Source organism: Ruegeria sp. G5 (genome assembly GCF_056533365.1).
On record NZ_JBQFOK010000006.1, the window covers coordinates 124,239 to 150,690 of the forward strand.

Annotated in this window: 24 protein-coding genes and 3 tRNA genes; 8 read left to right on the top strand and 19 right to left on the bottom strand. The window is 56.8% G+C overall.

Going from position 1 to position 26,452, the window contains the following annotated elements; genetic code table 11:
- Positions 1-4 precede the first annotated feature (4 nt).
- From ACR0BD_RS12440 to ACR0BD_RS12450, 3 genes are all read right to left on the bottom strand, one after another.
- Positions 5-79 (bottom strand) — tRNA-Asn (locus tag ACR0BD_RS12440).
- A gap of 127 nt (positions 80-206) precedes the next feature.
- Positions 207-281, bottom strand: a tRNA-Asn gene (locus tag ACR0BD_RS12445).
- A 76-nt stretch (positions 282-357) separates the two neighbouring features.
- Positions 358-1,272 carry an MBL fold metallo-hydrolase gene (locus ACR0BD_RS12450; RefSeq protein ID WP_480830867.1) on the bottom strand — a complete coding sequence of 305 codons (915 nt, stop codon included), beginning with the start codon at positions 1,270-1,272 and terminating at the stop codon, positions 358-360.
- A gap of 44 nt (positions 1,273-1,316) precedes the next feature.
- Between ACR0BD_RS12450 and ACR0BD_RS12455 the strand changes: the two genes are divergently transcribed.
- On the top strand, positions 1,317-2,636 hold the full coding sequence (locus tag ACR0BD_RS12455) for an ATP-binding protein (RefSeq protein ID WP_480830869.1): 1,320 nt from the start codon (positions 1,317-1,319) through the stop codon (positions 2,634-2,636).
- 34 nt (positions 2,637-2,670) lie between these two features.
- Here ACR0BD_RS12455 and ACR0BD_RS12460 read toward each other — a convergent pair.
- Positions 2,671-2,747: transfer RNA gene (locus ACR0BD_RS12460), tRNA-Ile, on the bottom strand.
- 107 nt (positions 2,748-2,854) lie between these two features.
- On the opposite strand from ACR0BD_RS12460, the gene purM reads away from it, so the two are divergent.
- From purM to rnd, 3 genes are all read left to right on the top strand, one after another.
- Positions 2,855-3,901 (top strand): phosphoribosylformylglycinamidine cyclo-ligase, encoded by a 1,047-nt coding sequence (gene purM / locus ACR0BD_RS12465; protein WP_480830871.1) that lies wholly within the window; start codon positions 2,855-2,857, stop codon positions 3,899-3,901.
- A complete protein-coding gene (gene purN, locus ACR0BD_RS12470; RefSeq protein ID WP_480830874.1) occupies positions 3,898-4,494 on the top strand; it encodes a phosphoribosylglycinamide formyltransferase in 597 nt (198 codons plus the stop codon). Before purM ends, purN begins: the two co-directional genes overlap by 4 nt.
- A 116-nt stretch (positions 4,495-4,610) precedes the next feature.
- Positions 4,611-5,768 carry a ribonuclease D gene (gene rnd, locus ACR0BD_RS12475; RefSeq protein ID WP_480693674.1) on the top strand — a complete coding sequence of 386 codons (1,158 nt, stop codon included), beginning with the start codon at positions 4,611-4,613 and terminating at the stop codon, positions 5,766-5,768.
- A gap of 6 nt (positions 5,769-5,774) precedes the next feature.
- On the opposite strand, the gene ACR0BD_RS12480 is transcribed toward rnd, so the two are convergent.
- Positions 5,775-6,299, bottom strand: coding sequence for a hypothetical protein (locus tag ACR0BD_RS12480; protein ID WP_480830877.1), 525 nt, complete (start codon positions 6,297-6,299; stop codon positions 5,775-5,777).
- A gap of 138 nt (positions 6,300-6,437) precedes the next feature.
- On the opposite strand from ACR0BD_RS12480, the gene ACR0BD_RS12485 reads away from it, so the two are divergent.
- Complete coding sequence (locus tag ACR0BD_RS12485; RefSeq protein WP_480830879.1) at positions 6,438-6,848, top strand: SufE family protein; 411 nt, start codon at positions 6,438-6,440, stop codon at positions 6,846-6,848.
- Positions 6,849-6,858: 10 nt separating this feature from the next.
- Here the strand turns inward: ACR0BD_RS12485 and ACR0BD_RS12490 are convergent, their stop codons facing one another.
- Entirely contained in the window at positions 6,859-7,521 is a 663-nt protein-coding gene (locus ACR0BD_RS12490; protein ID WP_480830881.1) for a DUF1638 domain-containing protein, read from the bottom strand.
- A gap of 136 nt (positions 7,522-7,657) precedes the next feature.
- Complete coding sequence (locus tag ACR0BD_RS12495; RefSeq protein ID WP_480693670.1) at positions 7,658-8,356, bottom strand: corrinoid protein; 699 nt, start codon at positions 8,354-8,356, stop codon at positions 7,658-7,660.
- Between the two features lie 288 nt (positions 8,357-8,644).
- Between ACR0BD_RS12495 and ACR0BD_RS12500 the strand changes: the two genes are divergently transcribed.
- Positions 8,645-9,712 (top strand): PA0069 family radical SAM protein, encoded by a 1,068-nt coding sequence (locus tag ACR0BD_RS12500; RefSeq protein WP_480830884.1) that lies wholly within the window; start codon positions 8,645-8,647, stop codon positions 9,710-9,712.
- A gap of 48 nt (positions 9,713-9,760) precedes the next feature.
- Here ACR0BD_RS12500 and gltA read toward each other — a convergent pair whose 3' ends face one another.
- Together gltA and gltX are read right to left on the bottom strand one after the other, a co-directional pair.
- Positions 9,761-11,056: a citrate synthase gene (gltA, locus tag ACR0BD_RS12505; RefSeq protein ID WP_480693668.1), complete on the bottom strand. Its 1,296-nt coding sequence runs from the start codon at positions 11,054-11,056 to the stop codon at positions 9,761-9,763.
- 120 nt (positions 11,057-11,176) lie between these two features.
- The gene (gene gltX, locus ACR0BD_RS12510) at positions 11,177-12,577 is read right to left on the bottom strand and encodes a glutamate--tRNA ligase (RefSeq protein ID WP_480830886.1); all 1,401 of its coding nucleotides are present in this window, start codon (positions 12,575-12,577) and stop codon (positions 11,177-11,179) included.
- Positions 12,578-12,655: 78 nt separating this feature from the next.
- Between gltX and ACR0BD_RS12515 the strand changes: the two genes are divergently transcribed.
- A complete protein-coding gene (locus ACR0BD_RS12515; protein ID WP_480830889.1) occupies positions 12,656-14,701 on the top strand; it encodes a ComEC/Rec2 family competence protein in 2,046 nt (681 codons plus the stop codon).
- Here the strand turns inward: ACR0BD_RS12515 and lexA are convergent.
- The 6 genes from lexA to ACR0BD_RS12545 all read right to left on the bottom strand — a co-directional run bounded on the left by lexA (position 14,695) and on the right by ACR0BD_RS12545 (position 19,519).
- Positions 14,695-15,393: a transcriptional repressor LexA gene (gene lexA / locus ACR0BD_RS12520; protein WP_480830891.1), complete on the bottom strand. Its 699-nt coding sequence runs from the start codon at positions 15,391-15,393 to the stop codon at positions 14,695-14,697. The two genes, ACR0BD_RS12515 and lexA, sit on opposite strands and share 7 nt — an antisense overlap.
- Before the next feature lie 77 nt (positions 15,394-15,470).
- A complete protein-coding gene (locus tag ACR0BD_RS12525; protein WP_480830893.1) occupies positions 15,471-16,643 on the bottom strand; it encodes a molybdopterin molybdotransferase MoeA in 1,173 nt (390 codons plus the stop codon).
- Complete coding sequence (moaC, locus tag ACR0BD_RS12530; RefSeq protein WP_480830895.1) at positions 16,640-17,113, bottom strand: cyclic pyranopterin monophosphate synthase MoaC; 474 nt, start codon at positions 17,111-17,113, stop codon at positions 16,640-16,642. Before moaC ends, ACR0BD_RS12525 begins: the two co-directional genes overlap by 4 nt.
- Positions 17,113-17,925, bottom strand: a complete 813-nt coding sequence (trpC, locus tag ACR0BD_RS12535) for an indole-3-glycerol phosphate synthase TrpC (protein WP_480830897.1) — start codon at positions 17,923-17,925, stop codon at positions 17,113-17,115. The genes moaC and trpC overlap by 1 nt, the downstream gene beginning before the upstream one ends.
- Positions 17,922-18,941 (bottom strand): anthranilate phosphoribosyltransferase, encoded by a 1,020-nt coding sequence (trpD, locus tag ACR0BD_RS12540; RefSeq protein WP_480830900.1) that lies wholly within the window; start codon positions 18,939-18,941, stop codon positions 17,922-17,924. Before trpD ends, trpC begins: the two co-directional genes overlap by 4 nt.
- Positions 18,938-19,519: an anthranilate synthase component II gene (locus ACR0BD_RS12545; RefSeq protein ID WP_480693661.1), complete on the bottom strand. Its 582-nt coding sequence runs from the start codon at positions 19,517-19,519 to the stop codon at positions 18,938-18,940. Before ACR0BD_RS12545 ends, trpD begins: the two co-directional genes overlap by 4 nt.
- Positions 19,520-19,636: 117 nt before the next feature.
- Between ACR0BD_RS12545 and ACR0BD_RS12550 the strand changes: the two genes are divergently transcribed.
- A complete protein-coding gene (locus ACR0BD_RS12550; RefSeq protein ID WP_480830902.1) occupies positions 19,637-21,241 on the top strand; it encodes a divergent polysaccharide deacetylase family protein in 1,605 nt (534 codons plus the stop codon).
- A gap of 37 nt (positions 21,242-21,278) precedes the next feature.
- Here ACR0BD_RS12550 and trpE read toward each other — a convergent pair whose 3' ends face one another.
- The 4 genes from trpE to gpt all read right to left on the bottom strand — a co-directional run bounded on the left by trpE (position 21,279) and on the right by gpt (position 26,452).
- Complete coding sequence (gene trpE, locus ACR0BD_RS12555; protein WP_480830904.1) at positions 21,279-22,790, bottom strand: anthranilate synthase component I; 1,512 nt, start codon at positions 22,788-22,790, stop codon at positions 21,279-21,281.
- An 11-nt stretch (positions 22,791-22,801) separates the two neighbouring features.
- On the bottom strand, positions 22,802-24,643 hold the full coding sequence (locus ACR0BD_RS12560) for a peptidyl-prolyl cis-trans isomerase (RefSeq protein ID WP_480830906.1): 1,842 nt from the start codon (positions 24,641-24,643) through the stop codon (positions 22,802-22,804).
- An 84-nt stretch (positions 24,644-24,727) separates the two neighbouring features.
- Positions 24,728-25,903: an aminotransferase gene (locus ACR0BD_RS12565; protein ID WP_480830907.1), complete on the bottom strand. Its 1,176-nt coding sequence runs from the start codon at positions 25,901-25,903 to the stop codon at positions 24,728-24,730.
- A 39-nt stretch (positions 25,904-25,942) separates the two neighbouring features.
- Positions 25,943-26,452 carry a xanthine phosphoribosyltransferase gene (gene gpt, locus ACR0BD_RS12570; RefSeq protein WP_480693656.1) on the bottom strand — a complete coding sequence of 170 codons (510 nt, stop codon included), beginning with the start codon at positions 26,450-26,452 and terminating at the stop codon, positions 25,943-25,945.

Consider the following 26,452-nt stretch of genomic DNA (forward strand, 5'->3'; position numbering starts at 1 on the left):
GAAATGGCTCCGGCGGTAGGGATCGAACCTACGACCAATTGATTAACAGTCAACTGCTCTACCGCTGAGCTACGCCGGAACGGTTCGCGCCGTATAGCAATCCGTTTCTGTGGCGTCCAGAGGGCGCGTAAGATTTTTCGTCGAAAAATCTCGGGCCAGATTCAACGCCAACGGTATTGCATAGATGTTGGTATTCTTGGGAATTTTGGCTCCGGCGGTAGGGATCGAACCTACGACCAATTGATTAACAGTCAACTGCTCTACCGCTGAGCTACGCCGGAACTGAGTGGCGTATAACAACACGGATTTTGGTCGTCCAGAGGGGATCGACCCCAAATGCCGAAAAAGTTTTTGAGGTTAAGCCAGCCGGCGAAAAACCGAATTTGCGGAAAGCGGACCATCTGGCGAAACCATTGATCTTCCGGTTAAATCGACCAGATGGGCGAAAACGTTCCGCTCGGCTGCTCCAAGCAGGGCAACAGGGGTTTCGGTGTATATCCGCTCTGCCAGTTGTCGCGCTGTACCGGGTTGATCTGCCAGAGCGTCCAGAATCTGTGCTTCGCGCGACAATCGGTGATGGATCAGCCAATCCAGCCGGGCCACAGGATCCGTGATTGGCGCTCCGTGACCTGCATGAAACACTGTCCACTTTCGGGCGCGAAGTTTATGGCAAGCCTGCATGAAATCCGTGAGGTCGCCATCCGGAGGGGATACCAACGAGCTGGCCCATCCCATCACATGATCTGCTGTAAAGCACACGTCTGCCCAACCCAGCGCGATATGATTGCCAAGATGGCCGGGCGTGTGGATGACCTCAAGCTGCCAATCCTGTCCTTCGATGACGTCGCCGTCCGACACCTCGACATCGGGGCGAAAGGCTGTATCGATTCCCTCTCCGCCACCCGCCAGACCTTGCTTGGCCAGTTCCGCCATGACGTTACTTCGACCGGCTTCCGGGCCTCCAAATGCATAAATCGGTGCGCCAGTACGCTTGGCCAGTGGTTTTGCCAGCGGTGAGTGGTCCAGATGCGTATGTGTGATGATGATGTGGCTGATCTTTTGACCTGGTTCCAATGCCGCCAGAATCGCCTCAAGATGTGTATTGCTTTCGGGGCCGGGGTCGATAACCGCGCAATCGCGGTCTCCCAGCAGATACGTATTGGTTCCTCGGTAGGTCATGGGCGAGGGATTCGGAGCAAGAATCCGGCGCAAGCCCGGCTGTAATGTCGTGGCTTGACCCGTGGGCGGGTTGAAATCGTCGGGGGCCTGCATTTTGCGCTCTTTCTCATTTCGGATCAGCCCGTTAGGTTTAGCGCATGTCGAGTAGATGGCTCAAATCATATATGCCACGCAGCCTGTACACCCGTGCAGCCTTGATTCTTGTTCTGCCTGTTATCGTGTTGCTGTTGGTGGTGGGCATCGCTTTTTTGCAAAAGCACCTTGAGGACGTCACCGGGCAAATGACGCGCACGGCTTCGCGCGAAGTGATGCTGGTCACTGAAACGATGAAGGGTTTTGAAACGCAGCAGCAGGCGTTGGCGGCCATCCGACCTGACCTGAGCGCGCTTGAGATGCAGGTGCGTTTTTTGGGCATAAATGACAGCCCGATGATCGGATACCGACGTTGGTACGATTTCATCGCACCGCAGGTTGAAACGGATTTGCACGCCCATCTTCCGGACCTTGTCGCGATTGCGTTGCCCAGTGGCGATGAAGCCCGGCTATATTTGCAGACCGATCTGGGGTTACTGCAGTTGACGATGGATCGTCGACGTCTGTCCCCCACAGCACCGCATCAGTTGATCGTCACAATGGTGTTTTTTGCCGTCGTCATGACGTCTATTTCGTTTCTCTACATGCGCAACCAGCTGCGACCGATCACGCGGCTAGCCGACGCTGCGCAGGCGTTCGGACGGGGCAGGGTGGTGCCCTATGTACCCGGAGGCGCGATGGAAGTCCGGGCAGCTGGCAGCGCGTTTCTGGACATGCGTGCGCGGATTGAGCGGCAGATTGAACAGCGAACAATGATGCTGTCCGGGGTAAGCCACGATTTGCGAACACCTTTGACGCGCTTAAAGCTTGGCCTGTCGATGTTGCCGGAAGATGAGGCTGAGCCTTTGCAAAAGGACGTGGACGAGATGCAACTGCTTCTTGATGCGTTTCTGGATTTTTCCCGCGGTGCTGCAGAAGGCCAACCGGAACAGGTGGAGCCTGAGGCATTACTGCGAAAGATCGTGGATGACGCGCAAAGGGCCGGCTATGCCGCGACTTTGGTTTCGGTCGAAGGCGAGGGCACCGCCATGTTACGCCCTACGGCCATCCGCCGCGCCGTTGAAAATCTGATCGGCAACGCAGTTCGTTATGGAACCAAAGCCGAAGTGAGTCTTTCCATGACGTCCAAGTCGCTGAGAATAAGGGTTGAAGACGACGGCCCGGGTATTCCGGCGGAACAAAGGACCGAAGCAGTAAAACCCTTTTCGCGACTCGATCCGGCGCGAAATCAGAATCAGGGCAGTGGTGTGGGCCTGGGCCTTGCTATCGTTGCTGACATAGCGCGCGCACATGGGGGGGTATTGCGTCTGGGGCAAAGCGAAACCCTTGGAGGGCTAAGCGCTGACATCATTGTCGGACGATAGAAATAGCTTCTTTTATCGACATCTGCGGGGACGGTGGTAGGCCCGGAGGGACTCGAACCCCCAACCAAAGCGTTATGAGCGCTCTGCTCTAACCAATTGAGCTACAGGCCCGCCTAAGCGCATTCCGTATCACGGTGAACGCCCGCGTCAAGCCTGACCGTTGCAACATGGCGCACAATCGACTAACCCGCGCGAGAACGATTGATAAGGGGCTGGCCATGACTGCGGGCAAGAACGGAATTACCTATGCCGATGCGGGCGTTGATATTGATGCAGGGAACGCGTTGGTAGACCGGATCAAGCCGGCGGCCAAACGGACCAACCGTTCCGGCGTCATGAGCGGCCTTGGCGGCTTTGGCGCTTTGTTCGACCTCAAGGCTGCCGGGTACACCGACCCGATTCTGGTGGGCGCGACCGATGGGGTTGGCACCAAGTTGCGGATTGCGATCGACACCGGTGTGGTCGACGGTGTTGGTATTGACCTGGTAGCCATGTGCGTCAACGACTTGATCTGCCAAGGTGCTGAGCCTTTGTTCTTTCTGGACTATTTCGCGACCGGCAAGTTGGACACTGATACCGCCGCCAGGATCATCGAAGGCATTGCCGAAGGTTGTGTGCAATCCGGCTGTGCATTGATCGGGGGCGAAACGGCTGAAATGCCTGGCATGTACCCCGACGGTGACTTTGATCTTGCAGGGTTCTCGGTTGGTGCCATGGAACGTGGTGCGCATTTGCCTGCCGACGTGCAGCAAGGTGATGTGCTGCTTGGTTTGGCCTCAAACGGTGTGCACTCCAACGGGTATTCGCTGGTGCGTAAACTGGTTGAGATGTCGGGTCTTGGTTGGGAGGCCGACTCACCCTTCGGAACCGGCTCGCTTGGCGAAGCTCTTTTGACACCAACGCGCCTGTACGTGCAGCCTGCATTGCAGGCAATCCGGGCAGGGGGCGTACATGCTTTGGCCCATATCACCGGCGGTGGATTGACCGAAAACCTACCGCGCGTTCTGCCCGAGGGGCTGGGCGCAGAAATCGACCTTAATGCCTGGGACTTGCCACCCGTCTTCCGCTGGATGGCGGAAACTGGCGGTATTGCCGAAGGCGAAATGCTTAAGACCTTCAACTGCGGTATCGGCATGATCGTTGTGTGTGCCGAGGATCGTGCAGATGAGCTGGCCACCTTGTTGGATGAGGCCGGTGAGGCCGTCGCGCGTATCGGTACGGTGACCACTGCCCCGGGCGTCGCCTACGCGGGCACCCTGCTGTGAGCCACAAGCGCGTTGCCATCCTGATCTCGGGCGGGGGCTCGAACATGGAGTCGCTTGTCGACAGTATGACAGGGGATCATCCTGCGCGTGCGTGTTTGGTATTGTCCAATGACCCACAAGCGGGTGGTTTGAAAAAAGCAGCCGATCGTGGCATTCCCACTGCCGCTGTAGATCACCGACCCTTTGGCGGGGACCGCGCTGAATTTGAGGCGGAACTGCTCAAACCATTAGAGGCAGCGCAACCTGATATTGTGTGCCTCGCTGGTTTCATGCGGGTGCTGACTGGGGATTTCGTATCGCGGTTTCAGGGGCGTATGCTGAATATCCACCCGTCACTGTTGCCGAAATACAAGGGCCTGAACACCCATGCGCGTGCCATCGCGGCCCAAGACCCCGAACACGGTTGTTCGGTGCATGAGGTCACGGCCGCTTTGGACGATGGCCCGATACTGGGGCAGGCCCGCTTGAAAATAGAGGCCGACGACACCCCGGAAACATTGGCGGCAAGGGTGCTGGTGTGGGAGCACAAACTTTACCCTGCGGTTTTGAAGCGATTTGCCGCCGGAGACAGATCAAGGGTGTCGATGCCTTGACCGAGGCGGGGTGATTTACACGCCCGTGCTATTCGGCCTATGGTCTGCGTAATCGCTCGGTACGGTATGAAAGCGACGGGCAGCCACAAAGAACAAGAGCAAGAACAGCACCGCGTATGAAGACCCTTACAACGACGCAAGAGCTGGCCGACTTCTGCAAGGCCGCTGCGGACCATGACTATGTCACCCTAGACACCGAATTTCTGCGCGAGCGGACTTATTACTCCAAACTGTGCCTGCTGCAGATGGCGGTACCATCCCAAGAAGAAGACAGCGCAGTATTGGTCGATCCATTGGCTGAAGGCATGTCGCTGGATCCTTTGTTCGAACTCTTCGCCAATGAGAATGTCGTCAAGGTATTTCACGCCGCACGGCAAGACCTTGAGATTTTCTGGGTTGAGGCTGGCGTGTTTCCCAAACCGCTGTTCGACACGCAGGTTGCCGCGATGGTCTGCGGCTTTGGTGAGCAGGTTGGGTACGAAACGCTGGTTCGGAAAATCTGCAAGCAGGGTGTCGACAAGACTTCGCGCTTTACCGATTGGTCCCGACGTCCTTTGTCCGACGCACAAAAGAGCTATGCGCTGGCTGATGTAACGCATCTTCGTCAGATTTACGAACATCTTGCTGCAGAGTTGCAGAAGACCAAGCGTAGTCATTGGGTGGCCGAAGAATTGCGGATACTGACGCAACCGGCAACATACGAAATTCGGCCCGAGGACGCGTGGAAACGTGTAAAAACCCGGACCAATTCGTCAAAATTTCTGGCTGTTGTTCGAGAGCTTGCGCATTTCCGTGAGGCTTATGCGCAAGAAAACAACGTTCCGCGTAGTAGGGTGTTCAAGGATGACGCTTTGATCGAGCTTGCTTCGACCAAGCCAAAGAACGCGTCCGACTTGGGCGGGTCGCGCCTTTTGTTGCGCGAAGCCCGCAAAGGGGCGATTGCCGAAGGGATTCTTTCGGCAGTTAAGAAGGGCGTCGGATGTCCGCCGGATCAAATGCCGCGCGTGGATAACAGTCGCGACAAGCTCAAGGTCAACCCGGCGCTTTCGGATTTGTTACGTGTTTTGCTGAAGTCTAAAACGGAAAGTTCCGGCGTTGCGGCTAAGCTAATCGCCACGAGTTCCGAATTGGACCAAATCGCCGCCGGTGAACGTGAGCTTCCGGCGATGTCCGGGTGGCGCTACGAAGTGTTTGGTGAAGACGCCCTGAAACTATGCGAGGGTAAGATCGCGTTGGCGGCCAAAGGACAGTCCGTCGAGGTTGTCGCGCTGTAACAGCGGTCAGCGGCGCCGGGATTCCAGCGCGTTTTGCTGCCCAATAACCCGCACAAGTCGAACGCCCTCAAGCTGTTCAAGGCTCACGTTGGTTGCATCTGAAACCTGCCGCGACCTGTCACTACCCTGGTTGGTTGTATAGCTGGGGTAGCTGACGCGGAACGTGTATTCGAGGATGCCGTTTTTCTGGTTCTCTTCGTTTTCCACAAGAACAAGCCGCGCGTCATACGCACCTTGCCGCGCTGCGGTTCCGGTCGCAAAAATGATCGCGCCGGATGGTGTGGGGTCTATTCGCAACTCGTCAATTCTGGCGATTGGCACGCTGTTGTCGGGGGCATCCGGCCGGGAAAACAGGCCTATGCCCTTGCGCTGGTCAGGAACAAGCACGTTTGCATCGTTGGGATCAGTTGTGCTGGGCGCCGGAGTGCTCGACCCGAACCAGTTGGACGGGTTTGCCCGCGAGTCACGCCAGTTATTGCAGGCGGACAGCGCCAAAGTGGCGACCAAAAGTGCAGACAGTGTTTTTTGCATGGACCCAACGCTCAGAGCAGTAATATCAGCAACGGGTTATCGCAAAACCGTGGCTTTGAAAACCCACGCCGGGTCTGGACAGGCCGGGGTCATAGGCATAGTTCACAGATGTGAACGCAATGAAAGGACCGCCCCAAGATGGCAACGCCTGCCTTTGAGGAAATTGTCGAAGATTTCGAGTTTCTGGAGGACTGGGAAGACCGGTACCGCCATGTCATTGATCAGGGCAAAGCGATGGAGCCTCTGGACGATGCGCTAAAGGTTCCGGCCACCAAGGTGCATGGCTGCGCTAGTCAGGTTTGGTTGCATCCTGTTATCGAAGGCGGTGTATTCCGGTTTGATGGGGATAGCGATGCGTTGATCGTGCGCGGACTGATTGCCGTGTTGCGTGCGTTATACAACGATCTGCCTGTTGGCGAAGTGCCCAAGGTGGACGCCGCAGCAGAACTGGGACGTTTGGGGTTGAACGACCACCTTTCGGCGCAGCGATCGAACGGGTTGCGCTCGATGATCGAACGCATCCGCGAAGTTGCGCAGGAAAATGCCTGAAACGCCGCAGCTATAGCGGGCGCTGCGCCCATTCGTTGAGAGTCGTTTCAAGATCCCCGTAGCCCGTGAAACGGCGCTCAAACGCCAGCCCCATGCGATCGGCGCATTCACGGGCGCGCTCTGTCAGGTCAGGGTCGTCTGTTTGCGCCTGATAAACCAGCTTGGTGTAGTTGCCAAAGTACATGTCGCGTAGTTCGGGGTGGCGATCCAGTCCCAAGGGTTTCCAAACGAAGGCGTCGAATTGTCGGGCCAGAAAATCCGTCAGATAGAAGGCCGTTGTTTCATCGTCCCCTCGGGCGTCGAAGGCTGCGTTGCCTTCGAAGAATGAATAGCAATGTGGGCCCTTGATCATCTCGACCCCCATGTTTTCGCAGGCCCTCTGCAAAAGACCTCCAGTGCCGCAATCGGCATAAACGACGTAAATCTTGTCGTACTGGTCCTTGTGCTTTGACACCGCGTCCTCAACGGCTTGGGTGATCCGTTCCGGGTGCACGTGCAAAATCGCGGGCAGGCAGGTCAGTGCCATATGTTCCCAACCGTTGCGCTTTTTGAGATCCAATATCTCGCGCGCAAGCGCCCCGCACGCCAGAAGCAGAATTTGTTCCTGCGTTTTTTGTTCCTGATAACCCTGCGTCGTCAGGCTGTTATCGTCTGGAAAGTGTTCCTCGGTCATGATCGGCCTCTGTTCGGTGGCTTAGCACGAATTGGTAATATTGGTTTGCGCCGTTCGTTTTTGAACCTGCTGGCGCCTTCGCGCAAAAAAGGCCGCCCGGATGCCGGACGGCCTTTGAATTCGGAATGTGCTCCGATCAACCGGCCAGCTGATTGTGCTTGCGCGAAACAAAGTCCTTGGCCATCTCAACAGCGACGGCTGCGTCGCGGCAGTATCCGTCGGCACCGATGGCTTTGCCAAACTCTTCGTTCAGAGGCGCGCCGCCAACCAGAACGATGTACTCTTCGCGCATGCCTTGTTCGACCAGCGTGTCGATCACCACTTTCATGTAAGGCATGGTGGTGGTCAGCAGGGCCGACATACCCAAGATGTCGGGCTGTTCTGTTTCCAACGCCTCAAGGTAGTTTTCAACCGGGTTGTTGATTCCGATGTCGACCACTTCGAAACCTGCGCCTTCCATCATCATCGACACAAGGTTCTTGCCAATGTCGTGGATGTCACCTTTAACGGTGCCAATAACCATCTTGCCAACGCGCGGCGCGCCGGTCTCGGCCAGCAGCGGCTTCAGGATCGCCATGCCGCCCTTCATGGCATTGGCGGCCAGCAGAACTTCGGGAACGAACAGGATGCCGTCGCGGAAGTCATGGCCAACGATCGTCATGCCACCAACCAGAGCTTTGGTCAGGATGTCGTAAGGGGTCCATCCGCGTTCCAGCAGAATGTTTACACCTTCTTCGATCTCTTCTTTCAGACCGTCGTAGAGATCGTCGAACATTTGTTCGACAAGTTCTTCGTCGTTCAGTTCGGACAGGACGATGTCTTCTTCATCGGACATGGAGCGTTTCCCTGAGCTTTGGGCGCATTGCGCCCGTGGGTGGCATTTTTTCCGTTTTGGCTAAAACGTCGCAGTTCGACTGTGACGATTGCGACCAAGGTCGTTCCGGGACCGACCTATAGGACAATTTCTTGATCAACTCGACGTCATTTTTTGCATGAAGTTCCTGCAGTTCGTTCACGCTGGTGTGAAAATCACTGGCTGCGTAAAGGTTTGAAAGCCTGTCTGTCGCTTGCGCATACCTTTGGCGAGTTGTATGGAAAGAATAGAACAAAATAGGAACAAGTTATGCAAGCGCCGCGTATCCGTGCCCGAGGAACGACAACTAATACCACCGGTCGGTTCGAGCGTTTTGACACCGTTGCTTGCGATGACGGATGGGAAATCGAAGAAGAATTGCCGCCACTTCGGACCGAAGTCAGTGAAGAATTGGCGCGTAGCCTGATAACCTATAACCGCTCACCCGATTTGCCATTCGATCATTCTATCAACCCGTATCGGGGGTGTGAGCATGGTTGCGTTTACTGTTTTGCGCGGCCCTCTCATGCGTATCTAGGGCTGTCGCCGGGGCTTGATTTCGAAACCCGCCTGATCGCCCGGCCAAATGCCGCGACGGTTCTGCGCAAAGAGCTGTCGTCAAAAGTATATAAAGTGGCCCCAATCGCTTTGGGGACGAATACGGACCCATATCAACCGATTGAGAAGAACCTGTCGATAACCCGCGAGTGCCTTAAGGTGCTGCTGGAATTCAAGCATCCGATTGGAATTGTAACCAAAGGAACGTTGGTCGAGCGTGATATTGATATCCTCGCGCAAATGGCGAAAGTCGGGCTTGTCCGGGTCGGCATTTCCTTGACCACGTTGGACGCGGATCTCTCACGTAGGATGGAGCCACGCGCGCCTTCACCAAAGCGACGACTGGAGATCATTCGGAAACTGGTCCGGGCAGGGATACCAGTCCGGGTGATGACTTCGCCCTTGGTTCCGGGTTTGACCGATCACGAACTGGAGAACCTTCTTGAGGCCGGGCGTGATGCCGGTGCGGATGCGGCGAGCTGGATCATGCTACGTCTGCCGCGCGAAGTATCAGAGCTTTGGCAAGACTGGCTGAAATCGAATGAACCAGCGCGTGCCGAAAAGGTGATGTCCAAGCTTCGCGAGATGCACGGCGGCCGAGATTATGATCCGCGCTGGGGTCATCGGATGCGGGGTGAGGGCGAGTATGCCGCGCTTGTCGCCAAGCGATTCTCGTTAGCTGTCAAACGCTTGGGGCTGGCAACGCGGACACCCCAGTTGCGGTGCGATTTGTTCGAAAAGCCGCCGCAAGCTGGTGATCAGCTACAGCTATTCCAATAAAAAAGCCCCGGTTCAAGAACCGGAGCTTTTAAACAATTTAGGTGAGTATCAGCGGTTTTCGATATCCACGTAGTCACGACTGGTTTCACCCAGATACAACTGACGCGGACGACCGATTTTGTTCTGTGGATCCGCGATCATCTCTTTCCACTGGCTGACCCAGCCAACGGTCCGCGACAGAGCGAAGATCGGAGTGAACATCGAAGTCGGGAAGCCCATCGCCTCGAGAATGATACCCGAGTAGAAGTCAACGTTCGGGAACAGTTTCTTTTCGGCGAAATATGGATCTTCAAGCGCCTGCTTTTCCAGCGCCTTCGCGACCTGAAGCTTGGGGTTGTCTTCGATACCCAGCAAGTCCAGAACTTCGTCCGCGGATTGCTTCATCACTTTGGCACGCGGGTCGAAGTTCTTGTAGACGCGGTGGCCAAAGCCCATCAGGCGGAACGGATCGTTCTTGTCTTTGGCGCGTTCAATGTATTCCGGGATACGCTCAACACTGCCGATTTCTTCCAGCATCTCAAGGCAGGCTTGGTTGGCGCCGCCATGCGCAGGACCCCAGAGGCAAGCAATACCGGCCGCGATACAGGCGAATGGGTTCGCGCCAGAGCTTGACGCAAGACGGACGGTCGAGGTCGAGGCGTTCTGCTCGTGGTCGGCATGCAGGGTAAAGATACGGTCCATTGCGCGGCTGAGGATCGGGTTGACCTCATACTCTTCGGCCGGAACGCTGAAGCACATGCGCAGGAAGTTCGACGCATAGTCCAGATCGTTGCGCGGATAAACGAAGGGCTGACCAGTGTGGTACTTGTAGGCCCAAGCCGCAATGGTCGGCATCTTGGCGATCAAGCGGTGTGAGGCGACCTCGCGCTGATGCGGGTCCGAGATATCGGTCGAGTCGTGGTAGAACGCGGACATCGCACCAACGACACCCACCATAATCGCCATTGGATGCGCATCCCGGCGGAACCCGCGATAGAAATACTGCATTTGTTCGTGCAGCATTGTGTGGCGTGTGATGGTGGTTTCAAACTTTTCCAGAACTGGGGCCGAAGGCAGCTCTCCGTAAAGCAGCAGGTAGCAGACTTCTAGGAAGTGCGATTTTGCGGCAAGTTGGTCGATCGGATAACCGCGATGCAGCAATTCACCTTTGTTCCCATCGATATAGGTGATGGTGCTGTCGCAGCTGGCGGTAGATGTAAAACCAGGGTCATACGTAAACACACCGGCGGTGCCATAAAGCTTGCGGATGTCGATCACATCGGGTCCCGCAGTTGGCGAATGAACCGGCAACTCGTATGTTTCGCCATGAACTGTCAGAGTGGCTGATTTATTGCTGTCGGTCATATTGTCCCTTCCTCATTCATGCGCAATCAGATCGCTGTCCGATCCTGCGGGCAACGGATGCGCGCGAGCGCGCAGTCCGGGTGTTAGCGGAGCAGCGTTACCCAAATGTGAAGATTTGGTTTAAGTCGCTGCGTCAGAAAGCCGGGCCAGGGTTTCATCCCGCCCCAACACGAGCATCATATCAAAAACCGAAGGTGTAACCGCCCGACCTGCCAACACGGCGCGCAGTGGCGCCGCAAGCTTGCCAAACTTAACCCCTTTCGCTTCGGCGAACGAATTGAGGGCCTCCTCCAGTCCGGTTCGCGTCCAGCTAGCATTTTGCACATGCGGCGTCAATTCATTCAGTATACCATCGGATACAGTGCTTAGGGCCTTTGCCGCCTTTTCGTCGGGCTCAATCGGACGAGAAGCAAGGACAAAGTGCGCTTTTTCAAGAAGTTCCGGGAAAGTGCGCGCGCGATCCTTGAGGCAATACATCGCACGTTCCAGATCACCAGATTGTGTGTCGGTGAGAGCAGGTAATTCGGCTGCGGCCAGGTATCCTTGGACTTCGTGCCGCAATGCGGCATCTTCTGCGATTGCAATGTGCTGGCCACACAGATTCTCGAGCTTTTTCAAGTCGAAACGCGCGGGGCTTTTACCAATGCCGTCGAGATCAAACCACTCTTTGGCTTGTTCGTCCGTAAAGAATTCGTCGTCTCCGTGGCTCCAACCCAAGCGCGCCAGATAGTTGCGCATCCCGGCTGCCGGATATCCCATCGCCTGATACTCCTGCGCGCCAAGGGCACCATGACGTTTCGAAAGCTTTTTGCCGTCCGGGCCATGTATAAGTGGGATATGCGCCCAAACGGGAACTGTCCAACCCATCGCTTCATAGATCATCATCTGACGCGCGGCGTTGTTCAGGTGGTCATCTCCACGTATGACATGCGTCACGCCCATGTCGTGATCGTCGACCACCACGGCGAGCATGTATACGGGGGTTCCGTCTGACCTGAGAATGATCATGTCATCCAACTGGTCATTTCGGATCGACACGTCGCCTTGAACCTGATCGCGAATGACGGTCGTTCCATCCTGCGGTGCCTTTATGCGGATCGCGTAGGGGGCATCGGGGTGTTTGGCGGGGTCAGCATCCCTCCAAGGACTACGGAACAGAGTTGATCGACCTTCTGCACGCGCTTGTTCACGAAACGTAGCGATTTCTTCTTGGGTCGAAAAACACTTATACGCTTTGCCTTCGTTCAAAAGCTGTTGCGCTACTTCGGCGTGGCGCGCGGCACCTTCAAACTGACTGATCACCTCGCCATCGTGGTCCAGGCCGAGCCAAGCCATACCTTGAAGGATGGCAGCGGTCGCCTCGGGGGTTGACCGCTCGCGATCCGTGTCTTCGATCCTTAGCAGAAATTTACCCCCACGGCCGCGCGCAAATAGCCAGTTGAACAACGCGGTTCGCGCACCGCCGATATGCAGAAACCCAGTTGGAGAAGGAGCGAAGCGAGTGACGACCTGATCGGACATGTTTTGGATTAACCTTTTGGTAACCGTGTCTGGCATAGTTTTGCGCCTGTCTAACGAGCCGGAAGGACGGGGGCAACCATGCGTGTTCTGGCACGGGTCGAGGCCGCATTGCTGAACCAATCCGGGCATTTGTTTCAATGGTCTCCGGTCTGTTTGGCGATTGGGATCGGTCTGTATTTCTCTCTCCGGTTCGAGCCGGGGTTGCCGATCTACGCCTGCCTGGTGGGTCTGGCCCTGGTGGTTTTGTGGATGATCCGGGGAACGCGCTTTGGTTGGTCGTCGTTAGCAATAGGGTGCGTGCTGATTGCTGCCGGATTTGTTCTGGCGGGTGCGCGCGCTCATATGGTGGCAGAGCCGGTGCTATCATGGCGCTATTACGGCCCGATCGAGGGGCGGGTTGTAGCCCTGGACCGCTCTGCGTCGGACGCGCTGCGGGTTACGCTGGACCAGGTGTGGCTAGGGGATGTGCCGTTGGAACGCCGGCCCCAGCGCGTCCGACTGTCCCTGCACGGGGGTGAGGCTGATTTGGTGCCGGGACAAAGGATCATGACAACCGGGCATTTGTCTCCGCCCCAAGGTCCTGTGGAACCCGGCGGTTTTGATTTTCGTCGCCATGCTTGGTTTCAGGGGCTGGGCGCTGTGGGGTACACGCGCGTACCGGTATTGTTGATCGCTGATCAGGAAGTGCAGGACGTTCGCATTACGGCTTTGAGGATGGCAATCTCAAACTACGTGCGCGCTATCCTGCCCGGACAGGTTGGTGGTTTCGCAGCCGCAGTAACGACGGGCGACCGAAGTGGAATGGCACAAGATACTCTCGATGCGCTACGTGCGTCTAATCTCGCGCATCTGTTGGCAATTTCGGGCCTGCACATGGGGCTTTTGACAGGGTTTGTTTATTTGCTGTGTAGGGTGGGATTGGCCGCAATTCCTGCTGTTGCCCTGCGTTGGCCTACACGCAAACTGGCAGCTGGTTGCGCACTGATCGCGGCGACAGTCTATTTGATGTTGTCTGGCGGGAACGTGGCGACGGAACGCGCCTTTGTCATGGCCAGCGTCATGTTGGGCGCAGTTCTGATTGACCGCCGAGCCATCTCTTTGCGGGCAGTTGCGGTAGCCGCGCTTATCGTGCTGATCTTGCGTCCCGAATCCCTTTTGAGCCCGGGGTTCCAGATGTCCTTCGCAGCGACGACCGCGCTTGTTGCAGTATTTGGTCAACTCAGGGACTTTGGCCCCTTGCCTGGTCCCAAATGGCTGAAGTCTGTTGTAGGCCTGTTGATGTCATCCGCCATAGCTGGCCTTGCGACGGCCCCAATCGGCGCGGCCCATTTCAACACGGTATCCCACTATGGATTGCTCGCGAACATGCTGTCCGTTCCAGTGATGGGGTCCGTTGTTGTCCCTTCGGCAGTAGTCGCCGCATTGCTGGCCCCTTTCGGGTTAGAGGTTTTGCCGTTGGCGGTCATGGGCCTTGGGCTAGAGTGGATTTTGACAGTATCCGGGTATGTTTCGACCTTGGATGGCGCGCAGGGGTATGTTGCCAGCCCACCCACCTATGCCTTGCCCATATGTGCGATGGGGGCTTTGTGGGTGGTGCTTTGGCAGGGCAAGGCGCGGTGGGTCGGCTGTCTGGCTATCGCGGTAAGTTTTTTGATGTGGGGGCAGGGAAACCGACCAGACGTTCTGGTCGCCGAGTCCGGAGGTTTGGTTGGCGTGATGACGGACAAAGGAAGGGCGCTTAGCAAGGAAAAGGGCAGCGGATTTGTAGCCACGGTCTGGCTGGAAAATGACGGTGACGGCGTCGATCAGAGGATTGCGGCGAGAAGGTGGTCTGACACGCAGAATCCTATCCGAAGATATTCAGTCGCGGGTCTCGAAGTGGTCCACCTTACAGGAAAAAAATCTGCGCTTGGCCTACATGAATGCGCAGAACATCAAATCATCATTTCTTCGGTGCCGGTTCAGTTGGAAGGAAAATGCGCGGTTTTCGACCCGGATGCCTTGATGAAAACCGGAAGCCTCGCACTGAGCGGCGGTGTCATCACCACCAGTGCCGAATTCACGGGGAGTAGGCTGTGGTCCCCCGGCTCGCAGGGGGACAACGGCATTAAAAATCGTCAGTAGCTGCGAATTAGGCCTACCAACCGACCTTGTACTTTGACCTTTTCCTCAGGCAGGACACGGGTCTCATACGCCGGGTTCGCAGCCTCGAGCGCAATAGCATGGCCGCGTCTGAAGAACCGTTTCAAAGTCGCCTCCTGATCTTCGACGAGTGCCACCACGATGTCGCCATTGTCAGCAACCGAAGTTTCCCGGATCACAACAACGTCGCCATCATTGATCCCCGCATCAATCATCGAGTCGCCGCGGACTTCTAGCGCGTAGTGTTCACCTTTGCCTGACACCATCGAGCCCGGCACCGCTACACGGTGTGATACGTGGCTGATCGCTTCAATCGGAACACCGGCGGCAATGCGGCCCATGACCGGTAACTCCATCGCGTCTACGGTAACCGGTTCGAAATTCGCTGGGCGAGGGCCGTCAGGTTTGTCGCCGTCGATGACCCGAGGTTTGAAGGCAGCAGTCGGCTCTCCTCCAAGGCTTTCGGGCAGTTTGACAATTTCTATGGCCCGCGCGCGGTGGGCCAGTCGCCGAATGAACCCACGTTCTTCCAGTGCAGTGATCAGTCTGTGGATGCCTGACTTTGACCGCAGATCAAGCGCGGCTTTCATTTCGTCAAAACTGGGCGGAACACCATCCGCCTGCACGCGTTTGTGGATGAATTCCAACAAATCCAACTGCTTCTTGGTCAACATTGCTCACACCTCGCAGGTCATGCGTTTTCTTTTGTTCTACGCATGTTCACGTTTTGTGTCAACGGATTTGAGCTTGTTTAGATCGGAAGGTACGTCACTTCCTCGCCAGCCGCCCTAGCGGGGTCGTGGGGTTGGCGAACCAATAAAGCGTTTGCCTGGGCCAGTACGCTGAGTAGCGAGCTGTCCTGATCATCGCAGGCGCGTATCCCGTCCGAGTCCACGACGGCGCGCATGTAATGCTCTCTGGGACCGTTTTCCGATATGGGTGCTGTCAAACGTGCATGTTGGAAAGGCGTCAGTGTTTGATCCAAACCCAGCATGCGACGTACCATTGGTACCAAGAAGAGATACCCGCAAACCATTGCACTGACAGGATTTCCCGGCAATCCGACCATCGCCATGTTTTGCAGATGCCCCGCCATCAAAGGTTTGCCCGGACGCATGCGGATTTTGTAGAACGCCCGCTCCATACCCAACGCTTCTGAAACTTCTGATACAAGATCATAGTCCCCAACGGATGCGCCGCCGATAGTGACGACTAGATCGGCGCCCTCAGCCAGGCTGAACGCAGTTTCGAGGGACGGTACGGTGTCTTGTGCGATAGGAAGAATGCGAACGCTTGCTCCAACAGATTCGAGTAACGCCTTCAAACCAAAGGTATTTGACGCAATGATCTGATCCGGGCTAGGTGTTTCACCCGGCATGACCAACTCGTCACCCGTTGAAATCAGGGCGATTACCGGTTTGCGGGACACGGGCACGTTGGGCACGTTCATCGCGGCCATCAATGCAACGTCTTCAGGCCGCAACCTGCGCGGGGCCGTTATCGACGCCCCAATTTCAAAATCCACTCCGGCGGGACGTATGTTGGTCTTTTCCCCGGGGTGATCCGTGATTGTTATCACATCTCCACGTCGGTCTATATCTTCCTGTATAACAACAAAATTCGCGCCTTCGGGGACGGGTGCGCCGGTGAAAATGCGCACTGCTTGTCCGGGGCCGACGTGACCTGTGAAACGACGCCCGGCTGCTGCCTCTCCGACAACTTTGAACATGGCGTGCAGCTCGACTTCGGCGGATTTGACCGCGTACCCATCCATCGAAGAGGCCGAAAAGGGCGGCTGATTACGAGATGCCGACACGGTTTCCGCCAATACGCGCCCAGCGGCATCAGCAAGAGGAACTGTTTCCGCTGGCAAGGCTTCTACCAGATCAAAAAGCAGCGCGCGTGCCTCTTCAACCGTTATCATGTCGCCTCGTAACGTCCAGATTTTCCGCCATCTTTCAGCAAAACGCGAACCCCGCCGATTTCCATCGCTTTGTCGACGGCTTTGGTCATGTCATAGACGGTCAATGCTGCGGTCGAAACAGCCGTCAACGCCTCCATCTCAACCCCGGTTTGGCCCGAGGTTTTTACGGTCGCTTGAATCTGAACACCCGGTAGGTCCGGATCCAGGGTCAACTCGACGGCCACCTTCGTTACGGGAAGAGGATGGCACAGGGGAATAAGGTCAGGCGTCTTTTTTGCGCCCATGATCCCGGCTAGTCGCGCGACCCCCAGAACGTCGCCCTTTTTGGCACGACCTTCGGAAATCAAATCAAAGGTTTCTTGAGCCATTTTGATGTGACCTTCGGCCACAGCAACCCGGTTGGTCACGGCCTTATCCGATACATCGACCATATGGGCCTGACCCTCGGCATCAAAGTGCGTAAGCGGCATTACATCACTCCGGGGATCAGTGGGTTTGCCAAAAGAGAACGCGTCGCTGCGGTCACGTCCTCCTGTCGCATCAGGCTCTCGCCAATCAGGAAACAGCGGGCACCGTATCTGGCGATGTCCGAAAGGTCTTCGGGGGTGCTTAGACCGCTTTCGCAGACGATCGTCCGATCACCCGGCACAAGTTTGGACAGGCGGCGGGTTGTATCAAGTGTCGTCTCAAAGGTCTTGAGATTGCGGTTATTTATCCCGATCAGATTGCTTTTCAGCTTTACGGCCCGTTCCAACTCAGCTTCGTCGTGAACCTCGATCAAAACGTCCATACCCCAGTCGAACGCCGTCTGCTCTAATTCTGCGGCCTGAGCGTCCTCTACCGAGGCCATGATGATCAAGATGCAATCTGCACCCAACGCCCGGGCTTCGACCACCTGATAGGGGTCGTACATAAAGTCTTTCCGCAGCGCCGGAAGTGCACAAGCTGCACGCGCTTGGCTTAGGTATTCTTTCGCCCCCTGAAAGCTGGGGGTATCCGTCAGAACGGACAAGCAGGCAGCACCACCATCCTCGTAGGCTTTGGCCAAAACCGGTGGGTCAAAGTCAGGTCGGATTAGGCCCTTCGACGGGCTAGCTTTCTTGATTTCGGCAATTAGCCCATATCCGGATCGGGTGGCACGCATCAGCGCCGAGGCAAAGCCCCGCACCTCAGAAGCTGCTCTGGCGTCAGTTTCCAAATCCTCCAAGGACTTACGCGTTTTGTCTAATGCGACTTCTTCCAGCTTGTAGGCTTTGATTTTGTCCAGAACCGTCTCGGTCATGCGGCCTCCTGAGTAATGCGAGCCAAAGCGGTCACTTTGTCTTTGGCCTTGCCGCTATCAATACTATGCGCTGCCTTTTCGACACCGTCTTTGAGGTTATCGGCTGCGTCTGCAACAACCAACGCCGCTGCTGCGTTTAGCAGAACGGCGTCGCGGTAGGCGGATGGGGTTCCGTCCAGAAGTGCCCGGAATGCAACGGCATTTTCTTCGGGTGTTCCGCCAAGAATGTCCTCGAACGGGTGCACCGGCAGTCCGGCGTCCTCTGGGTGCAGTTCGACGTCTTTGACACGACCGTTCTCCCACGACGCAACCCAGCTGACGCCGCTGATGGTCAGCTCATCCGTGCCGTCCGAGCCGTGTACGAGCCATGCATGCTCGGCCCCCAAAACGCCCAGAGTTTCTGCCATCGGACGGATCAAGTCGCGCGTGAAGGCACCGGTTAACTGCCGCTTAACACCCGCTGGGTTGGTTAGCGGCCCAAGAATGTTGAAAATCGTGCGCGTCCCGAGTTCCTGGCGTGTGGGCATCACATGCGCAATCGCCGGATGATGCATGGGCGCCATCATGAAGCCAATACCGACATCTTTCAGCGCTTTTTCAACGGTTTCAGGGCCAACCATAACGTTTATTCCCATTTGGCCCAACGCGTCAGCCGCACCGGATTTTGAGCTTAAATTCCGGTTGCCGTGTTTCGCGACAGTCACGCCTGCACCGGCCACCACAAAGGCCGTCGCAGTCGATATATTCAGGGTGCCCTTGCCGTCGCCACCCGTGCCTACGATGTCCATCGCGCCTTCGGGTGCTGTCACAGCATTGCACTTGGCCCGCATGACGGCGGCGGCAGCAGCGAATTCGTCCACGGTTTCACCGCGGGTTCTCATTGCCATCAGCAATCCGCCGATTTGGCTGGGTGTTGCAGCGCCTTCAAACAGCAAGCCAAACGCTTGTTCTGCCTCCGCGCGGGTCAACGGGCGGTCCGCCGCTGCTCCGATCAGGGGTTTCAGTGTATCGCTCATGCGGGGACTTTCATTTCAGACAGGAAATTCTTGAGCAAAGCATGACCATGTTCAGACGCGATGGATTCGGGGTGGAACTGAACGCCGTGAATTGGCAACGTTTTGTGTTGCAGCCCCATGATGGTTCCGTCTTCCAGTTCTGCTGTGATTTCAAGGCTGTCCGGAAGGGTGTTGCGGTCAACCACTAGCGAGTGATACCGCGTTGCCTCGAACGGCGATGGCAAACCCGCGAACACGCCTTTGCCCGTGTGATGCATCGTTCCCATTTTCCCGTGAACGATCTCGTGACACCGCACGACATCGCCTCCAAACGCTTGGCCAATTGTCTGATGTCCAAGGCAAACACCCATCAACGGCGTTTGCGTTTCGGCTGCCGCTTGCGTCAGCGCCAGGCATATACCGGCCTGGTCGGGGTCACATGGACCGGGGCTGAGCAAGATTCCGGCTGGGTTCATGGCCATAGCCTCTTGCACATCAAGAGCGTCATTCCGCCTGATGACCATTTCGGCACCAAGTTCGCCTAAATAATGTACTAGGTTGTAGGTAAACGAGTCGTAGTTGTCGATCAGCAGCAGCATTTGGGCACTTGTCTCGGGTTGGGCATTTCGGACTGGCGATGCAGCCCCGAGCCGCGATATAATGTCGGGACATACATGCTCAGGCTTGCGAGGCAGCGTCAAGAGGACATCCGGACCTTGACGCACTTGCATGCGAGTGTCGCGACAGACGACACGCAGGCGATCGAAGCAGGATTAAGTCGAAAGGCAATTGCAATGGGCGGATTTGTAGGAGGGATGATCGCAGGTGCGGTCGTTGTAATGGTGTTGGGTGTGATGCTGTCGTTAAACACGCCCCTGACACGCAAACCTGCTCTTGCGGAACAGGCTCCGGATCCTGTTGTCAATGACGCTGAAGAAATCGCGTCACAGGAACCCGATACAGTCGGTGATGCCGATCTGGTTACTTTGCCTGCCCCTGAGCCAGAACCGACCGAGGAACAGACCGATACATTGGCTGGTCTTTCGGAAATTGAAAATGCGCCCGAAGGACAACCTAAGGTCAATCAGACTGCCGCGCTAATAGAAGAAGCTCTGCCATCCACTTCGAACGAGGTCGTCGTTTCGACCGAAGCACCTGCTGCCCCCCAGGCACCTGCGCCATTGCCACAAGCCCCGTACGTGGAGCTGCAGCCTGAGCTTGTTGAAGAAGCGCCCGAACCTCCGGCGGCAGTGGTGGAAGAGGCCGTTGTGGAAGAAACGGTAGAGGTTGTTGTCGAAGAACCGCAGCAAGACGAACCTCAGCCGAGTGCTATTGAGAGTGAGCCGGAAGCCCAACCGGACCCTCTGCCAGAACTGGCAGAGTTGGAGCCGCAGCCAGAACCGTTGCCAGAAGTGACAGAGGCTGAGCCGCAGGAACTCCCCGAGGTTTTGCCAGAGGAAAACCCCATTGCTGTAGAAGGTGAAGAAAAAGACCTTACTCCTAGCTTGCCACGCATTGCTGCTGTTCCACAGATCGGAGCAGAGCAAGCCGGTGCACGTCCTCTCACCATTGGTAAGCGCGTGGTTCCGTTGACCGAACGTGACAGCGCATCTGCGAACAGCACAGTCAGTGCACCAGTTGCACCCGGAAAGCCGATCGACACATACGCAGTCGATTTTGATAACCCAGAAGACAAACCCCTGATGTCGATCATTTTGATTGACGACGAGGGTGCTTTCGGGGCGGAAGCTCTGCAGGATTTCCCGTATCCAATCAGTTTCGCAGTCAGCCCATCAGACCCGGAAGCCGCTGAAAAGATGGCCAGGCATCGCGCGGCCGGTTTTGAGGTTTTAGCCTTGGCCGACATGCCACGAGCCGCAAGCGCCCAAGACGCTGAGGTTTCGTTATCCGTTTGGTTGGAAACCCTGCCGGAAACTGTCGGTATCTTGGAGGGCGTTGAAACCGGCATTCAAGGTAACCGCAAACTGGCCGATCAGGTTGCTGCAATTGCTGGTGGAACGGGTCGCGGAATAGTGACGCAAGACAATGGCCTGAACACCGTGCAGAAACTGGCCGCGCGGAACGGTATACCGTCGAGCGTTATTTTCCGCGATATCGACGGCGCACGGCAGGATCCCAAGTTGATGCGACGTTTTCTGGACCAAGCCGCGTTCCGAGCTGGCCAGGAAGGCACTGTTGTCATGCTGGGCCGTCTGAGACCTGAAACGATCTCAGCTTTGTTGGTTTGGGGCCTCGAAGACCGCGGGGGCCGCGTGGCGATGGCGCCGATCTCGGCCGTAATGAAGCAACAAGTGCAGTAAGCAATCAGCCTGGCTGGCCACAGAGCCAGCCGCACTATTATGTGTTACCAGAACCGGTAAAACGAGCTGCGTCTGCAGCTGCCCTGCGAATGGCGTTGGACTTGTGAACTGTTTCCATAAACTCGGCTTCGGGGTCGCTGTCATACACAACGCCTCCGCCCGCTTGAATGTACAGCTTTTGATCTTTCACGATCGCAGTTCGTAGCGCAATGCACATATCCATGTCACCACCGGCACTAAAATACCCAACACCCCCGCCGTAGATTCCTCGCTTTTCGGGCTCAAGCTCGTCGATGATTTCCATCGCACGCACCTTTGGGGCACCCGAAACTGTGCCTGCTGGCATACCTGCGAAAAAGGCATCCAATGCGTCCTTGTCGTCGGCCAGTTCACCGACCACGTTCGACACGATGTGCATCACGTGGCTATAGCGCTCGATTATGAACTCTTCTGTCGGACGGACGGTGCCTATTTTGGCCACGCGGCCGGTATCGTTGCGGCCCAGATCCAGCAACATCAGATGCTCGGCCAGCTCTTTCTTATCCGCAAGCAGATCGACCTCATTCGCCTTGTCTTCTTCCGGAGTTGCACCCCGGGGGCGAGTTCCAGCGATGGGTCGGATTGTCACTTCACTGCCAAAAACGCGGACCAGAATTTCGGGGCTGGCGCCGACAACCTGAAAGCCACCAAAATTGAAGTAGAACATAAAGGGCGACGGGTTAGTCCGGCGCAGCGACCGATACAATGCGAAAGGCGGCTGCGGGAAATCCTGTGTCCAGCGCTGCGCCGGAACCACCTGAAAGATGTCGCCCGCGCGGATGTATTCCTTGGCTTTTTCAACCGCTTCCATATACCCGGACTTGGTAAAGTTCGAAACCGGCGGCGCTATTTCAGAGGCATCTCCCAAATCGCGGGTCTCGGCTGGCATGGCGCGCTCAAGATCGCGTACCGCGTCCATGACCCGTTCGGCAGCTTGCGCATAGGCAGCTTTGGCAGACTGCCCGTCACTGGCCCAGGCGGGGGAAACAACCGTGACTTCGCCTTTGACGCCATCCAATACAGCAACGACCGATGGGCGCAGCATAACCGCATCAGGCAAACCCAAAGGATCGGGGTTTACGTCTGGAAGATATTCGACCAGTCGCACCATATCGTAACCGAGGTAGCCAAACAGACCCGCGGCAGCCTGCGGCAGATCATCGGGCAGGGCGATCCGGCTTTCCGACAGCAGCGCCCGCAGGTTATCCATTGGATTGCCGTCTTGCGGGACAAACGCCTCGGCATCGAAGCGGGCCGATCTGTTCAATTCCGATGTCTCGCCACGGCACCGCCAGATCAGGTCTGGCTTCATCCCAATGATCGAATACCGGCCGCGGACCTCGCCACCGGTCACGGATTCCAGCATAAAGGCGTCTTTCTGTGCCCCTGTCAGTTTGAGCATCAGCGACACCGGCGTATCCAGATCGGCGGCCAATCGGGTGTAAACGACTTGATTTTCGCCAGCCTCATAGGCGCGGGCGAAGTCGTCGAATTCAGGTGTCAGGGCCATGGTGGTCTCTTTTAATAGCTCGTCTGAACAGCGTTCAGAGCACGCTGATCCACAGTCGGTCGGGCGCGAACCTGCGCATCGCGGACAAAGGCGTCAAAGATGTTCTGCGCCAGAGCCTGATTCAACTGGGCCGCCAAGGCTTCGCGTGCTTGCCGCAGCTCATCCGTGTCATCCGGCGGCAGCAGCTCTTCCAGTCGGACGATCAGGGCTGAGCCATTACCTGGGATCACGCGCAACTCACCGGGCTCCATCTCAAATACCTGGGGCATGAAATCGGCTGGTACGTCCTCTAGAAACGCCGTGCGGGTCAGCGCGTTTTCCACGCGGAACGGAAGGCCCGTGGCGGTGAAATCACCGTCGTTTTCCAGCTGTCCCAGAACGGTGGCCGCATGCTGTTGCAACGCGTCATTGGTCTGGGATTGGGTCCACGCCAATGCAACCCTGTCTCGGGCGCTTTCAAGTGGCTCGGGGCGGGGCGGAAGGGTTTCGTTCAGGCGCATCGCAAAGATCGAGCCATCTTCTAGAAATGCAACTTCAGGGAAGTCGCCTTCGTTTATCGCTTGGGCGGCTGTACGAAATCCGTCATAGGCGGCCACACCGTCTTCGCTTTGACTGGTCCAGTCGATCTGGCCCAACTCCATCTCGGTCTCGGCGACAACTTCTTCGAGGGTGGCACCACCGGCCAGCAGGTCATTGATGTCTTCAGACTGCGCCTCGATCTGGCGGCGGGCTCGGTCTGCGGCCAGCTCCTCGCGCAGGGTGGGGGCGGCGTCTTCGAAGGATGTATTGTTCTCTGCCAGCGATCCGTTGATCCGGAACAACGCGGGACCCAAGCTGGACGGCAAGGGGCCCACGACGGTGTCCAACTCGGCAGCAAACACACCATCGGCGGCATCCCCAAGATCGTCGCGCGTTACATCGCCCAGATCCACATCGCTGAGTTCAAGGTCGCGGTCACGAACTAACTGCTCAAAGGTCGTACCGTCAACGGCAAGCTGCGCCATAGCGTCATTCGCAGCGGATTCGTCGGCAAAGGGCAAACGCTCGACAAGGCGACGTTCCGGCTGCAGGAACTCATCCGCCCGTTGGTCATACAGACGACGTACCGAGTCTTCGTCAACCTCGACGCTATCCAACAACATATCCGGCGATAGGATCGCGTAGGTCAGGTTTTTGGTGCGGGGCAGGGTGAACTGTTCGGGATTTTCGTCATAGTAAGTCTGAATATCGCCATCCGTGGGATCGGCAATCGGCGCAGGCAAAGCATCGGGTCCGACTGTCGCAACGGTAAAGCTGCGCCGGGAGCCGACATAGTCGGTCAGGGCATCGGTCAGCGTTTGCGGCATTTCGATGCCACCCATGATCGCACCCTGAACGATGGTGCGCGCAGATTCCTTGCGCAGATCGGATTCGAATTCCGAGTCTGTCATACCGATCTGGTCCAGCTGGAATTCATATGCATCGCGGTCAAAGGTCCCGTCGATGCCCTGAAAGGCAGGGATAGAAACGATGTCCCTTTGCAGGTTTTCATCACCGATTGAGATACCCAACTGACCGACTTCGTTGTCCAAAGACGCGAGCGCAGTCAGACGCGACAGTGCCAACTGATCAAGCCCGAACTCGTGGGCTTGCGAAATCTGCATTGGCTGCCCGGTTTGGCTTTCGACAGCGCGAATTTCTCGTTGCAGCTCGCGCACGTATTCGTTGACCGAAATGCTTTCGTTCCCAACCTGGGCCACTGTCCGAACAGTGCCGGAAAGGCTGGTAGCCCCGAACCCTGCAAGGCCCAGCATCAAAAGGCCCATGAGTATCCAGACAAAGGTCTTCGATAGGTTTTTCATGCCTGCGGCCATAGTGCCCTCTTTGTGCTTTTGTCGGCAGGTGTCTGCCCCGTCGGTTGCGGCCCTGAATACGACGGGCAAAGCCGGGGGGCAAGCTTAGATGGAAAACGCTTCGAGCCGGTCGAACAATTGTTCCAGCCCCGCCCGGTCAAGGTTGGCAAATGCGATGCGGACTTGGCGTTTTCCGTTGGGGTCTTCGTCTGGCATGAACATGGTGCCGGGCAGCAGTAGAATGCCGCAATCTGTCACCATGCGTTGGGCCAACTCATCCGAAGCAATCCCGAACGGGTGCTCGAAATAAGCAAAATAAGCCCCAAGCCCCAGCAGCCGCCAGCCCTTGGCAGTTAACCGAGGCAACATCTCTGCGATGGCAGCGCGACGATCCAGAATCTCATCACGTTCGCCCGATACCCATTGCGATAGGTTTTGCATGCCCCAAAGCGCTGCGTATTGACCCATTTGGCCGGGGCAGATCGCCACCGTATCCAAGAATTTTTCAACTTCAGCCAAAAGATCTGCGCTGGTGGCCATTGCTCCGACACGGTGACCGGTCAGCCTGTAGGCCTTTGAAAACGAATACAGGTGAACCAGTGTGCGATCCCAGTCTGGTTGGCTGAACAAGGTATGCGGCGGGCCGCTGCGGCTGTCGAAATCGCGGTATGTCTCGTCGACCAACAGGCGAATACCGGTCTCGCGCGCAAGGTCATAGAATGCCTGTACCAATTCGGCAGGGTATTCTACGCCGCCAGGGTTGTTAGGGGTGACAAGTGATATCGCGCGCGTCTTGTCTGTGATCAGGGCACGCGCCGCAGCAGGGTCCGGCAACAGATCGTCACCGGTTTTCAGGTCTACGGCGACAACGCCCGCCATGTCCAACCACATTTTATGGTTGAAATACCAAGGGGTTGGAAGGATAACCTCGTCCCCTTCATCTGTGATTGCCGAAATCGCAGCGGCAAACGCTTGGTTGCAGCCTGACGTAATGGCGACCTGCGAAGGCGCCACCTCTGCATCATAATGATGGCTGATCTGGCGCGCCAACTCTTCGCGCAGATCGGAATTTCCAAGGACCGGCCCGTATAGATGCGCGTCGTCGTTGCTGACGGCAAACTCGGCCATTGCCTGACGCAACGCCAGCGGAGGCGGATCGACAGGCGCCGCCTGACTGACGTTGATCAGTGGCTGGTCTTCAGTGAATTGCACGCCCTCCAACCAGCGGCGCGCCTCCATCACCGGAGGGGCGAAGGTTGCGGCGGTACGGGTCCGGTTCATGCGCGTTCTCTGAATTTGGGGCTATTGGTGCAGGCAGCGTTAGTCGGTACCGCGATACGGCTCGACATATTGCAAGGCCATATCCCACGGGAAGAAAATCCACGTATCCTGGCTGACCTCGGTGATGAACGTATCCACCATTGGGCGACCTTTGGGCTTGGCGTAGACAGTTGCGAAATGCGCGTTGGGATACATGGCCCGTACAAGTTCAAGCGTTTTACCGCTGTCAACCAGATCATCGATAATCAGAACGCCGGTGCCGTCACCCATCAGGTCTTTATCCGGCGCTTTGAGCACTTCGGCCTCGCCTTGTTCCTGATGGTGGTAGGACCGAACGCTGATGGTGTCGACGGTACGAATATCCAGTTCCCGGCTTACGATCATGGCCGGGGCCATGCCGCCACGGGTAATCGCAACCACGGCGCGCCACGCGCCGTCATCAGGGCCTTGTCCATCCAATCGCCATGCCAAAGCACGGGAATCACGGTGGATTTGGTCCCAGCTGATGTGAAAGCCTTTTTCGTGGGGCAGGCGGTCCTTGGCGCTCAT